The sequence below is a fragment of the Chryseobacterium urinae genome (assembly GCF_030518295.1).
GTDB lineage: Bacteria > Bacteroidota > Bacteroidia > Flavobacteriales > Weeksellaceae > Chryseobacterium > Chryseobacterium mucoviscidosis.
In genome coordinates, this window is record NZ_JAULSJ010000008.1 from 74,890 (window position 1) to 88,568 (window position 13,679).

A 13,679-nucleotide genomic window follows, 5' to 3' on the forward strand; every position below is an offset into this window, starting at 1 on the left:
TTTACGATGATGTGCGCTTCGGCTCCGCTCAGCGCACGATGACACATTTCATTTATAATAATCTGTTTACAATGAAGTCGCACTGAAGTACGCTGAGCGGAGCCGAAGCGTACAATGAAGCAAAAATACTTTCATAAGACTCTCCCGAAATCCTTCGACTGTTGTTCGGTATTCCTTCGGAAAAAATCCCATTTTTCCGAAGCCGACCCGAAGAAGACCCGAACATGATCCGAAGAAATGGGTTTTCAAACCGGTCAAAAGCAGTCAAAAGCAGTCAAAACCGGTCAGAATTTTTTATGGTGGTGGAAAATGGACATTTTGTGGTAATTTTAAGTCAGCTAAGCGAAAAAAGCGGGTAAAGCAAAATGATAAAAATTTTTTAGCAAGATAAAATGAAGACGAAGATATTAAGTAAGAACAAAGAAATCAATCCCAGTCAGACGCAATAAACTTCATCCTATTTCCCTGATCATCATTTAGAATAAGAAAATGTCCTTCCACTTTATAATCTTTCATCTTTTTGATGTTCTGAGAAAAATCGTTTTCCAGTTTTATATTCGGACACGCCATTTCTGTTGAAGTAACTTCTGAAATTTTTAATTGATTCTCTTTTTTTAATTCAAATGTAAAGAACAGTTTATTGCACCCCATAAAGGCGGAAGTTTTGATTTTTCCGTTTTCAATAGCAGAGGTAAGATCAATTTTTGCATTGTTCTTTATTAATTCCTCTTTAGAATAATCTTTAAAAGAAACCAGCATCCATTCTCTCTGGATCTGTGGATTTTTTACAGGTACGGAAGAGCAGTTTAAGATAAAACTCAGGCATAAAAATGTTAAAATTGCAGTGAATCTCTTTTTCATAATTCACCGGAATCCATTTTCATACCATCTCAGACATCAGACAGTAAAAAAATTAGTAAATTAGCGACACAAAAATTATTTTATAAAATGAAAAGAATATTACTACTATTCACTTTCCTTTTAAGTTTTGTCCAGATGAGGGCAGATGAAGGAATGTGGCTGTTAATGCTCGTGAAAAGACTGAATGGGGTAGATATGCAAAAAGAAGGATTGCATCTTACACCGGAAGAAATTTATTCTGTGAACAATTCAAGCTTAAAAGACGCGATTGTAAGCTTTGGAGGATTCTGTACAGGAGAAATTGTTTCCAATCAGGGTCTTATTTTTACCAACCACCACTGTGGATACGGTGCTGTAGCAGCAGCTTCTACACCAGAGAAAGATTATCTTAAGAACGGTTTCTGGGCAATGAAGCAGAAAGACGAGTTCAATGCAAAAGATCTTTACGTAAGATTTTTGGTAAGAATGGATGATGCTACCCAAAGAATCAACGCTAAATTAAACAACAATATGTCCGCTGCAGAGAGAAAAGCTGTGATCGACGCTGAAACAAAAGCGATCCAGTCTGAAAACTCTGAGAACGGAAAATACACAGTAGTTGTAAGAGACTTCTTCAACGGGAACGAATTCTACTATTTCGTTTATCAGGATTATAAAGATATCAGATTGGTAGGAGCTCCGCCTTCTGCACTGGGAAAATTTGGAGGTGATACCGATAACTGGGAGTGGCCAAGACACACCGCAGACTTTACTGTTTTCAGAGTGTATGCTGATGCGGCGGGAAATCCAGCAGAATTTTCTCCAAGCAACGTTCCTTTAAAACCAAAACATTTCTTGCCGGTTTCTCTGAAAGGAGTAAAGCCGGGAGATTTCTCTATGATCTTAGGATACCCGGGAAGAACAAACCGTTACCTGACTTCTTACGGAATTCAGCAGATGGTAAACAAAGATTATCCGGCTTGGGTTGAAGCTTCTAAATTAGCGATGGATGTAATGAAGAAGTACATGGATAAAGACAAAGGGACTCAGTTGAATTACGCTTCTCAGTACGCCTCAGTTGCGAACTACTGGAAAAACAGACAAGGTACAATTGATGCCGTTATTAAAAACGGAACCATTACAGACAAGCAAAAGATTGAAGAAAGATTTAAAACCTGGGCAGTACAACCTGAAAATGTGGTTGAGTACGAAACGGTTTTAGAAGATATCGGACTTTATTACAAGCAGACTTCAGACAGAAATGTGGAGAGAATGTACATGACGCAGCTTTCCAGAAATTCTAAATATTTCACACTTGCATTACAGGTAGGAAGCGTTCTTCAGGCATATGCAAAACAGGATATGGCAGGAAGACTGGCAATGAAGCCGAAAGTAGAGGCAGCATTGAAATCTGCTTATGAAAACATTAATATCAAGCTTGAAGGAGAAATGATGAACTCTATGGTAAACCTTTACCAGACAAGAGTAAACAAAGATGTAGCTTCTGAAACCATTATGGGACTGGATGCTAAAAATCTTTCGAATGTAGCGTATTCTTCCATCTTCGCAAACAAAACTTCTGCAACAAACTTTATGCTTAATCCGGATCCGTTGAAACTGGATGCAGATCCGCTTTGGAAAATTGCAAACGGAATTATGGCAGATCAAAAAGCTTCCGCTGAAAGATTTGTGAAAATTGATGATAATTTTGCTAAAAACAACAGATTATTCTTAGCGGGATTAATGAAGGCAATGCCTGAGAAAAAATTCTATCCGGATGCAAACTCTACCATGAGATTAACGTACGGAACGGTAGATAAATTGCCGATCAGATCAGACAGAAACTACTTCGGAATTACCGATAACTATTATACTGATATGACAGGTCTTGTAGGAAAATACAAGAAAGGGGACGAAGAGTTTGATCTTCCACAGAGAGTGATCGATCTTTACAACCTGAAAGATTTCGGACAGTATGCAGATGCAAAAGGATATATGCCGGTAAACTTCCTTTCCAACAATGATATTACAGGAGGAAACTCCGGTTCTCCGGTGATCGATGCAGACGGAAACTTAATTGGTATTGCATTCGACGGAAACAGTGAAGCATTAAGTGGGGATATCGTTTTCGAACAGGAATGGCAGAAAACCATTAACGTAGACGTTCGTTTCGTTCTTTGGACAATCGACAAATACGCAGGTGCAAGAAGACTTATCGACGAATTACAATTGGTAAGAGACGAAAACACTCCTGCAGACACCAAAACAAAAATGCCCAAAGCAACTCCTGCAAAAGGAAAGAAAAAATAATCTTTAAACAGATATGGGAGCCGCGAAAGTAAACTTTCGCGGTTTTTTTATGCTTAAATTTTACTATTTTAACCCGATCAAAAAATATATTATTAAATGATGAAAGATAAAATCTTAACAGGGTTACTGATGTTTTTAGCATTATGGAGCTGTCAGAAAAAAGAGAAGGAAAATTTAAAATCTTTACAGGAAAAAGATTCTTTACAAACGATTATCAAACAAGACAGTTTACCTAAAGAAGCGATATCGGGAAATGAAACACCTAAAGCATTTACAGATGATTTCCTGAAAATTGAAAACGTTCAGGTGAATGGAAATGATATTGTTTTACCTCAGGAACAATTCCAAAAACTCCATCCAAAAAATGATTCTGTTAAAACGGAACCATGGGACTGCGGAAGCCCTTTTGAATGGCTTGATAAAACGTGGATGGAAAAAACATACGGAAAAGATCTTGTAAACTTTGATGGTAAAATAACCACTTTCTATACCAACAATGCTGAATTTATTTCAAATAATCATAAGGTTATTTTCAGCAGTGCGAAATCCGGAAATAACCGTTTCAAGATCAAGTCGCATCATATTATCCTTACTCATGAAACCACTGTTGAAGATTTTCAAAAGTTATTTCCCAAACTGAAAATAGAAGATACCGATCAGAAGAACATCAAGAGCTTCAGAATTCCGTTGGGAAAAGAAATAGAGGATTCATTTATATTTTATTTTAAAGACGGAAAACTGGATGATTTCAATCTATGGTGGTTATTGTGCTAAATTTTAAGTTATGAAAACAGATTCTGTACAATTTAAAGTAGTTATTAAGCAAAACGGAGAAATGGATGCCGCTTTTGTTGAATTTCCTTTTTTCACACAGGAGGTATTCGGCAAGAAAGGTCAGATAAAAATCAAAGCTGTTTTTGATGATAGTGTGGAATATCGCGGAAGCCTCGCTAAAATGAAATCCGACTGTCACATTTTAGGCTTAACTCAGGAAATAAGAAACAAACTTGGTAAAACTTTCGGTGATGAGGTTTCTGTTTATCTGCTTGAAGACAAAGAAGAAAGAGTAGTGGAGATTGCGGAAGATATTGTATTGCTTTTTAATGAAAATCCTGATGCGAAAGTATTATTCGACAAGATGAGCTATACCCACAGAAAGGAATATATCCGCTGGATTGAAGAAGCAAAAAAGCCAGAAACACGAGAAAACAGAAAGCTGAAAATGATTCAGATGATTTTGGATGGAAAAAAAGGAATTTAAAACGTTCCGTTATCCATTTAAAAGGTCTTATCATAAATGAAAAAGTCCGCTCATTATTTTGGCGGACTTTTTTATTCAGCTAAATTTTTTACAATTAAATCATAAAATGAATCGTCAGAAACTGTTTAACCCCACCATTAATTATGGCAATAGAATCTTCATTATGATGAACGGTTACTCCCAGATCATTCATTATTTCCTTAAAATAGCCACTTTCCGTATTGGAAGAAATAATATTTTTCTGCCATGAAAATTCTGCCGTCTGATCCTTACTGTTTTTAATGATTAAGATTCCGAAATCATTTTTGAGAATGGCAGTGTCTATTTCTTCTACCGAACTTTCATGAGGCGCAAAATCTTTTGAAAGAAGAACGATGGATTTGAAATGATTTTCTTTGGAGTTTGTTTCGGAAATTTCTACAGCAGTTTTCATTACTATTTTGAGTTTTATTTTGATCTTTTTGCAAACATGAATGTTTATAACGACAAAACTTGTCGTATTAAAAAATATTTCAATAAAAGTTTCGGGGCAGCGAAGCTGCCCCGAAACCACAAAAATTATAATTAAAATGAAGAAATATTGTATGATCAGGCATTCCAGAATTCACGATCCAAACTTCTGTATTGAATCGCTTCTGAAACATGATGAGAAAGAATATTCTCAGATTCCTCAAGATCGGCAATGGTGCGGGATACTTTTAAAATCCTGTCGTAAGCTCGCGCGGAAAGATTAAGCTTTTCCATAGCCACTTTGATGAGGTTGAAAGATGTGGCATCTAGTTCGCAGAACTTTTCAATTTCTTTCGGTCCTATTTGAGCATTGTAGCTGATTTTTAAATCTTTATAACGTTCTCTCTGTGTTTCGCGGGCAATAAGAACCCGCTTTCGGATGTCTTCACTTTTTTCACCTTTTCTGCGCTCTGCCAATTGTTCAAATTCTACTTTTTGTACTTCAATATGAATGTCAATTCTGTCCAGAAGCGGCCCGGAAAGCTTACTCATATACCGCTGCATTTCGTAGGTGGAAGAAGTATTATTGGGATCATCCGGAAAAAAACCACTCGGACTCGGATTCATCGAAGCAACGAGCATAAAACTGGCAGGATAATTTACCGTAAATCTGGCTCGTGAAATGGTGACTTCGCGGTCTTCCAAAGGCTGTCTCATCACTTCAAGAACCGTTCTTTTAAATTCCGGCATTTCATCCAGAAACAAAACCCCGTTGTGAGCCAGTGAAATTTCACCCGGTTGCGGATAACCGCCACCACCAACTAATGCAACATCTGATATCGTGTGATGGGGAGATCGAAAAGGACGAACCGTCATGAGTGACGTTTCCGTACCCATTTTTCCGGCTACGGAATGTATTTTTGTTGTTTCCAAAGCTTCTTTTAATGTCAAAGGTGGTAAAATACTCGGAACTCTTTTGGCAAGCATTGTTTTTCCGCTTCCGGGTGGTCCGATCAGGATGATGTTGTGTCCTCCCGCTGCGGCAACTTCCATCGCTCTTTTAGCTGCTTCCTGTCCTTTCACTTCAGAAAAATCAAATGGGAAATCATTAATTTTTTCCTGAAATTCTTTCCGGGTATCCACTTCGATTTTTGGGAGTGGTTTACCTTCATTAAAAAAATCAATAACTTCTTTAATATTTTCGGCGGCAAAAACATCAAGACTGTTAACAATTGCTGCTTCCCGTGTATTTTGTTTTGGTAAAATGATTCCTTTGAAACCTTCTTCACGAGCCTGAATCGCAATAGGAAGAACGCCTTTTATAGGCTGCAAAGTTCCGTCAAGGGAAAGTTCGCCCATAATCACATACTCCTGAATATTTTCGGCAACAATCTGATCCGAAGCGGCAAGAATTCCGATGGCAATACTCAGGTCATAAGCGGCGCCTTCCTTTCTGAGGTCTGCAGGAGCCATATTGATGGTAATTTTCTTTCCGGGAATCTTAAAGCCGACGTTTTTCAGAGCAGCAGAAATTCTGTAACTGCTTTCTTTGATGGCGTTATCCGGAAGTCCAACCAAATGATAGCCAACTCCGCCTGTATCTACATTTACTTCTATCGTGATGGTTTGTGCCGCGACTCCATGAATGGCACTTCCATAGACTTTAATCAGCATTTTTTATGTGTTTGCCGTAAATGTAGAAAAATTTTTAAATAATGATTTTCTTAAAAGAATTTACCTGAATATTTAAAAGTAAAAATATATTTCCCTTAATATTCAGTTTTTGATCAGACTTTTCTTTCAATAGATCAATCAGCCGAAAAAAATATTTTTTGTAATTAAAATTTTTAAGAATGAAAAAAAACCAAGGCTGATTTCCAGCAATTAAATTAATGATTTACTGTTTAGGTTTTCTAATAAAGTTTTAATAATCAATATAAATAGCTATAAAAAAATCAGAAGATAGATAGCTTATATGCTCTAAATATAGCAAGTAGAGCTTACTTTAAAGTTTAAAAATTCTTTCTCAACCTTTCCAAAAAACATTCTGTAAATCTTTCTTACTGATTATCAGAAAACTGTAAAAAAATAACAAAAACATCTGAAAATGAATTTAATACGTCAAGTTTTGTCGCTTCCCTGATGGATATTTGCATTATAGAAACAACACAGAAATGAAATTAGACTTTAAAACTCAAGGTGGATATAATTTAGCCTGAAGACCACCTAAAAAAATAAGGCTAAAACCTGAAGTAACTCTACTAAAAAGAGGCTTCAAATCTTAACCTTTATAAAACCAAAACAAATTTACAAAAAATGTCAACAAACAGCAATGCGTCTCAGACGCTTTTCAGATTCGTGAGTTTAAGAAACCCACAGCTTACAGAAACCAAAAGAAGAAATCTTGGCTTCATCCACAGACCAAAAGGAATTGCGGGTATTTTCGATACTGCTGTATCTGGTAGAGCTGCTTCTACAGCTAAGATCAATGCAATGGAGAATGCTGTGAAATCAGGGAATTTTGCAAATACTTCATTCAAAACAGAGAAAGAACTTGAAACAGGAATCTTTAGTCAGTTATTGATTATAGGAAGGAAGATTTCTAAAAAAGAAAAAGTAAATGATCAGGATTTAGCATATACCAAAAGCTATTATGCGACATTAATCGATTCCAATAAAGAGTTGAACGGAGAAGGTCTTAAGATTTTTGATCTTCTTTGGAACAACTTAATCTATCAGGTGGTTTCCCAGAAAGATTTCTATGTAAAAGAGGCAATTACCCATATTTTAAAAGCAATCCATTTAGGATTTGCTCAAAACATGACTATTGATGCGGATGTATTAAAAGCTAATGGAGAAAAACCTCTTGAAAACGCGCTAAACGGTAAGATCGTACTTCCAAAAGAATTATTTGTAGAAGATGAATCAGTTTCAGGAGGATCTTCTGTAGCCTCAAGAACCGCATCTACAGTAATAGTAAATAAAATTACCAGTCAGAGATTGACTAATGAAGCAGAGTCCGCTTTGGTAGCCCAGAAAGCTCTTCACAGAAAAGGAGCATTACAGAATTTAAATTCTGAATTAGAAAAACTTCAGAAATCCTATTATACTTCCAAGTACAAAACGGAACAGGTTACCTATGCTGAATATCAAAAAAAATATCAGCCGCAATTGGAAGAATACGCAAAACTGTCTGAAGAAATAGTTCAGCTTGAAGAAACAAAAGCTCCTGAAGAAGAATTACAAAAGCTTCATGAGCGTCTAAAAGAATTGGAAGTGCCTGCCTTTGAATTCTCTTATAAAAATGAAATTGATATTTCAGAGCTTCAGTCTAAATTGTCTCCTGAATCATTTGATTTATTTATTGAGTTGTTTTCAGATGCTGATACAGAAAATGCCTCAAGAGAAAACATTGAAGGAAAAGCAGAAATCATTTCTGGCAGAGAAATGCGTATCGGGGAAAGAGTTTTGCAAATTGACAGTGGTTTACAAAGCTTTAATGAAGCTATATCGAATGTACAGCAGGAGATTTCAGTTTCCACTCAGACGGCTCTTGAAAACACATCTTTGCCGCAACAACAGTATGTCAACCTTGGAGGGGCATCTATTCCGGTGATCCAGAACACAGCAAGAACTCCAATGGCATATTCTCTTATTGCCAATACCTATGGACTGTCATTGATGTCTAGCCGTGGTTTCTTAAGTTTTTCATTTGAGGTGGAAGATATATCCTGGGAAGTTGCGAATGCTAAAATTATCGCAGATACAAATCTGGGGCATATTGAAGAAAATTACGGCAATATTTCAGTGGTGGATAACAAGATTACCTTACCTGCAAGTTTGGTTAATAAGTTTAGCAGTATATACAATTTCAGAGTTGAAATTACCTTCGCGAACGGGAGAGAAGCTTATGGTGATGTCCAGAAAATTGCCAATGGAGAGATTCATACCGGAATGCTAACTTTAAAACTGGTAAAAGCTAATCCAAGAGAAGAAGAATCTGCTGAACCCTCAAAAAGAAAGAACTTCGGAATCAAAAGATTGGGAATTGCCGACTATCTGAAAGTAGTACAAAGCGTTCATGCTTATGTTCCTGGAGAAGTCTCCAATATTGAGAATGTGATGGCAAGCGAACTGAGACATAAATCTTCTGTTGCCAGAGATTATTCTGAAATAACGGATACTACATCTAAATCGGTAGAAACAGAGAAAGTTTCTGATACTTCCAAAACTTCCAGAACAGATATGCAGACAGAAGTAGCGAAAGAATTGGATAAGCAACAAAGTATTACTGCTTATGCACATTTCAGTTACAATCCTGGGTATAAACTGGATATTGGTGCAGATTATGCAAACAATACGGCTCAACATGACAGTACGAGACAAGCTGTTGCGAAATCTCAGGAGATTACGGAAAGAGCAATGGAAAGAGTTCTGACCAAAATTAATGAGGAAAGGGTACAGAAAATTATCAAAGAATACACGGAAACCAATGTCCATGAATTTGATAACCGAGGAAAATCTCTTACTACCAATATTCCTCCACAACATATTACAGGAGTATATCGTTGGATCGATAAAAAGATGAAAAACCAGATTTACAACTATGGCAAGCGTACCATGTTTGAATTTATGGTTCCCGAACCGGCAAAACTTCACAGATTGGCTTTAGCAGTATCTAAAGGCCAGGTTCTTACAGCTCCTGTCGACCCGAGAAAAGCTCCGGAACCTTGGAACATGGCAAGTCCAAAAGCAGCAACCAGAGAATTACTTCAGCATTGGGCAGATATTTATGGTGTAACTTTGACCGAACTTCCAAAAGAAAATGTGGAAGTGTACCAGGAAATTGTCGGCCGACCTAATTCAACCGGCTCATTTGGTGCAGTAGGAACATCAATCAATATCACACAAAATTATGCCGCCAAAGATATGAAGATCCAATATTACATGGATCGAAATTCCAGATGGCATAACAGTGAGTTTTATTGCAGCAACGGTAAAGGAGGAGAGAGAAATTTAAATTTTGGAGGCAGAATCAATCAGGATACTGTTTGGGAAAATGGGTTAAACCTTTCCGGAACTTTCAATTTCTTGTACAGAGGTAGAAATATTGAAGATGTTACTCTTAATGTTACTCTTTACTGCAAACTTTCTGATGCATTTATGCTACAATGGCAAACCGAAAACTTTAATGCTATTATCAAAGCATACGAAGAAGCTTACAAGAAATTTCAGGAAGAACAGGCAAGATTGGATGCCGAGCAGAAAGAAAAGGAAGCTGCTGCAAAAGAAAAGCAAGGGACTTTCTACCGATATATGGAGCATGATGTGCTGAAGCACAATTGTATTGCTTATCTGTTACAGGATTACCTGAATGTGTTAGGACAAAACTTTACCGATGGAGACAAAATGGAAAATTTCCAGGTTTTCCTTAATGAGAATCTGGATAAATATACTGCTCTTGCGAAGTTTATGGAACAGGCATTTGAATGGGAGATCATGGATTATACTTTCTACCCATACTATTGGGCGAACCGCAAAATGTGGCAGGAAATGTATGTGAGCGAATCCGTAGATCCTTTGTTTAGAAGTTTCTTACAGGCAGGTATGGCGAGAGTAGTGGTGACCGTAAAACCGGGTTTTGAAGACGCAGTACAGTTCTTTATGACGACAGGAAAAATCTGGAATGGCGGTGAAGTACCAGTAATTGGTGATCCGATGTATATGAGTATTGTAGATGAAATGAGAGAGCCTACAGGAAAACCACAAGGTAAATACTGGATTACAAGAGTCCCTACTACGCTTACCATTCTTCAGGACAAATCTACGGGATTACCGGTTAACCAGCCGTTACCGATCTTCCCTGAAACCGACACGGATAATTGTGAAAATCCTTCAGAACTTGAAACAGAAACAAGTTTTGATCACAGGGACGTACAATTAAGTCATTCGGATAAAACGGAAAGTACTTTAGATTAAAAAAGGTTAACGAAATGGTGGGAGCACTTCCACCATTTCTATTTTCAACAATTAAACTTAAAAAGATGAAATCAATAAAAGCATTAGGAGTTCATCAGGGCACTTCGGTTAAAATACCCAAAATTGACAGAATAAGTGCTTTGGGAATTTCACCTAAAAACAAATATGGTCATTTTGATGAAAAAAATGGGACTACTTACTTCCATACATTTTTACCCTATGGGGATATCAATAAACTGGTTGAAGAATATAATGATCCTGTATTTCTAAAGAACCAGAGTAATACAGATTTACTGATATTCTATCTGTTAGGAAGCAAAAATGAGCTGTATATGGCTATTACCAATAGGTCACAATATTATCTGGAAGCATTAACATCACAAAATGTTTATAAATTTGAAGGATATGATCGTAAAATGACGTTTAAAGAATATGTCATCACTAATATTATAGCCGACAAAAAAGAAGCATTTCTGTTTACGTATGAAGAGATTTTATCTGCTTTTAATGATGCTATCGAAGATTATAAATTTGTCACCAGCGAACAAAACTCTAAACAGGAATCTAGATTTACGGTACCGAGTCAGGTTTTGAAATACAGGGTAAATTTAAAAGAAAAGGGAATTATAAAACTTTTACAGGAGGTCAACAGAACTATTGCCAAAATGCGGGCTGAAGAAAAATACGCTTATAATGAATGGATTATGTCTAAAGCAGATCCCTACAATTATTTTGGCATTCACATCAACAACAGCAGAGACTTTTCTTCTCAAGATTTAAAACAATTAATTACTCAGTTGAAGAATTATAAAAAGAAAATGGAAATTCTGAAAGACGGTGGAATTAAAAGTATTGAGGATATGAATTCTTTTGTAGAAGAAAACCTTACTGCAGGAGGAAGCATGTTCAAATGGTTTATCGATACTCCTTTTTTCAGTTTAAATCCTGATCAGAGAAAAAAATATATTGAAATGTATTGTGAAAAAGACGAATCTTCTTTTCCAAGATTTAGCATATCGGGAGGTCTTAATGACGGGGATATTGTTGCTGCACTGTTTAAAACCTGCTCGGATAAACAGGCTCTTTTCGATATTATCATATGTCTGGAACAGGAAGGAAAACTTTTTCATTTACTTAATAATCTAAAATTTAAAGCGTTCTCACAGGTTTGTACCATTATCACCAGTGTTTATATGACTTACATTAAAAAAGGAGAAATGGGCAAAAAATACGCTGATGCTCTTGAATTTGGGAGACAGATTTTGTTTGACAACAGAACTTTTGGAAATCATAATATTGAGGAATTTGATACGGTACATAACAAACTGAAGTTTATCACAGACCTTAATCTATTTGTAAAAATAGGAAAAGCTACTCTTGCAGCTCCTTTTTTGTCTGATATGAGTGCTGAAGATCTGCAAAAGCAGGTATCCTGTAATCCTTTGGATATTATAAGCATTACACCTGTTGAAAATATTGAAAAATATAATCTTAAAAAAGGAGAAATTTATTTACTCCCTGCCTGCTTTGTATATCTTTTATATAATGAAGAAACTTGGGAAACCGCTATACTCGCCGCAGAAGTTACTGTTCAACTCGCTTTTTGTTTGATAGGGGTTGGAGAAATAATGGCTGCGATAGAGGCAGGAAGTACAATTGGTGTCGCATATGCCACCGCGGGTGTAACTATAGATGCTGCCTTTGGGGCTACTATGATTCCGGAGTTTGGAAAAAATCATCCGGTCGTTACCAAATATATACATTATGCGATGTGGGCACGTTTGGTTACCGATTTCATTAATGTAAAAGGATTAACAGAAGAGCTGAACACCGCTATTAAAGCTAAAAAAATTGCTTTTGAACCTTATGAAGCAACAATAGATGGTGTAAAAATTATCAAAGGAACGCAAAAAACCTATAAACCCCTTACTATTGGTGCTCTTGGTATTTTACCTCACGTTTTGCCTGCTTATTTATTGGGACAAGGAGGAAGAAAGCTACTGTTTTATATAGAAAGAGTAATAGATTCACAAAAAAGTGTGACTGTTTTCTTTAAAGGAGCAGAGATTTTTTCAGGAGAAAGAACCGCTGCAAAAGAATTTATGGATGAAGCGTTAGTAGTATATAAAAACGAAGGGCAAATTGCAATGGAAAACTTCTTTTTTGCAAAGCAATCTTCCAAAGAGATAAGGTTTCTACATTCTCAAACGGGGGAAACTTACGTAGGTAAATTACTCAGAAAGGGAAAAAAAGAATATTATTATGAGCTTCATGATTTTCGATATGATACAAAAAAAGTTTTCGATGAAAGTGAACCGTTACTGAAAGACAAGTTTAGGTGTAGGGTAAAATTTGCAGATCCTAATGTTTTCCCGCTTATAGAAGATAAAAAATATTTTTATGGAGATATTTTCATACCTTACGGTCTAAATCAGACGCTACAAAACAATAAAATAACAGGATTAACTGATCTTAGCCTGGGTGAAACTATTATTAATGATGGCTTTGCTAACTTAACAAAAGACGCTGGAAAAGAATTGGATGGTATTTTTGGACAGTGGCAAAAAAACAGCAGTTATGTAGAGTATCCTGGCGGAGAATCCGTAAATTTACACACTCTAAAATTTCATGTTGGGTATGAAATGCTACAAGGTAAACCTCTTACAAAAGAACTCTTAGAACAAGCCGCCCTTAAAACTTTTACAGGAAAATGGGCAAAAAGCAAGGGCTATGGGAAAGTAGAGTTGTATAATGCTGACGATCAATTTGATGCAATAGAAGAATTAGGAGATATAGAATTAGTAACTGATATTGTATTCATTTTTAAAAAATAATATAA

At 36.3% G+C, this 13,679-nt stretch carries 8 protein-coding genes; 5 read left to right on the forward strand and 3 right to left on the reverse strand.

All coding sequences use genetic code 11. From position 1 onward, the window contains the following. Window positions 1-426: 426 nt before the first annotated feature. Complete coding sequence (locus tag QWT87_RS06840) at window positions 427-861, reverse strand: META domain-containing protein (protein WP_302715080.1); 435 nt, start codon at window positions 859-861, stop codon at window positions 427-429. An 87-nt stretch (window positions 862-948) separates the two neighbouring features. Here QWT87_RS06840 and QWT87_RS06845 point away from each other — a divergent pair, with 87 nt between their 5' ends. The 3 genes from QWT87_RS06845 (at window position 949) to QWT87_RS06855 (ending at window position 4,411) form a co-directional block, all read left to right on the forward strand. Continuing rightward, window positions 949-3,150 carry a S46 family peptidase gene (locus QWT87_RS06845; protein WP_302715082.1) on the forward strand — a complete coding sequence of 734 codons (2,202 nt, stop codon included), beginning with the start codon at window positions 949-951 and terminating at the stop codon, window positions 3,148-3,150. Window positions 3,151-3,246: 96 nt separating this feature from the next. Beyond that, complete coding sequence (locus QWT87_RS06850; protein ID WP_302715084.1) at window positions 3,247-3,924, forward strand: hypothetical protein; 678 nt, start codon at window positions 3,247-3,249, stop codon at window positions 3,922-3,924. A 10-nt stretch (window positions 3,925-3,934) separates the two neighbouring features. Continuing rightward, window positions 3,935-4,411 carry a YdeI/OmpD-associated family protein gene (locus QWT87_RS06855; protein WP_302715086.1) on the forward strand — a complete coding sequence of 159 codons (477 nt, stop codon included), beginning with the start codon at window positions 3,935-3,937 and terminating at the stop codon, window positions 4,409-4,411. Window positions 4,412-4,505: 94 nt separating this feature from the next. Here the strand turns inward: QWT87_RS06855 and QWT87_RS06860 are convergent, their stop codons facing one another. Together QWT87_RS06860 and QWT87_RS06865 are read right to left on the reverse strand one after the other, a co-directional pair. Beyond that, complete coding sequence (locus QWT87_RS06860) at window positions 4,506-4,844, reverse strand: hypothetical protein (RefSeq protein ID WP_185208016.1); 339 nt, start codon at window positions 4,842-4,844, stop codon at window positions 4,506-4,508. A 155-nt stretch (window positions 4,845-4,999) separates the two neighbouring features. Next, window positions 5,000-6,535: a YifB family Mg chelatase-like AAA ATPase gene (locus tag QWT87_RS06865; protein ID WP_302715089.1), complete on the reverse strand. Its 1,536-nt coding sequence runs from the start codon at window positions 6,533-6,535 to the stop codon at window positions 5,000-5,002. Between the two features lie 642 nt (window positions 6,536-7,177). On the opposite strand from QWT87_RS06865, the gene QWT87_RS06870 reads away from it, so the two are divergent. Both QWT87_RS06870 and QWT87_RS06875 read left to right on the forward strand, forming a co-directional pair. After that, window positions 7,178-10,840, forward strand: a complete 3,663-nt coding sequence (locus QWT87_RS06870) for a hypothetical protein (RefSeq protein ID WP_302715091.1) — start codon at window positions 7,178-7,180, stop codon at window positions 10,838-10,840. Window positions 10,841-10,905: 65 nt separating this feature from the next. Beyond that, entirely contained in the window at window positions 10,906-13,674 is a 2,769-nt protein-coding gene (locus QWT87_RS06875; RefSeq protein WP_302715094.1) for a hypothetical protein, read from the forward strand. The last annotated feature ends 5 nt before the right edge of the window (window positions 13,675-13,679 follow it).

What these genes read in the sequence shown, in the direction of transcription:
- QWT87_RS06875 (WP_302715094.1), top strand. Translation starts at nt 10,906, where the DNA reads ATGAAATCAATAAAAGCATTAGGAGTTCATCAGGGCACTTCGGTTAAA.
- QWT87_RS06870 (WP_302715091.1), top strand. Translation starts at nt 7,178, where the DNA reads ATGTCAACAAACAGCAATGCGTCTCAGACGCTTTTCAGATTCGTGAGT.
- QWT87_RS06860 (WP_185208016.1), bottom strand. Translation starts at nt 4,844, where the DNA reads ATGAAAACTGCTGTAGAAATTTCCGAAACAAACTCCAAAGAAAATCAT.
- QWT87_RS06855 (WP_302715086.1), top strand. Translation starts at nt 3,935, where the DNA reads ATGAAAACAGATTCTGTACAATTTAAAGTAGTTATTAAGCAAAACGGA.
- QWT87_RS06865 (WP_302715089.1), bottom strand. Translation starts at nt 6,535, where the DNA reads ATGCTGATTAAAGTCTATGGAAGTGCCATTCATGGAGTCGCGGCACAA.
- QWT87_RS06845 (WP_302715082.1), top strand. Translation starts at nt 949, where the DNA reads ATGAAAAGAATATTACTACTATTCACTTTCCTTTTAAGTTTTGTCCAG.
- QWT87_RS06840 (WP_302715080.1), bottom strand. Translation starts at nt 861, where the DNA reads ATGAAAAAGAGATTCACTGCAATTTTAACATTTTTATGCCTGAGTTTT.
- QWT87_RS06850 (WP_302715084.1), top strand. Translation starts at nt 3,247, where the DNA reads ATGATGAAAGATAAAATCTTAACAGGGTTACTGATGTTTTTAGCATTA.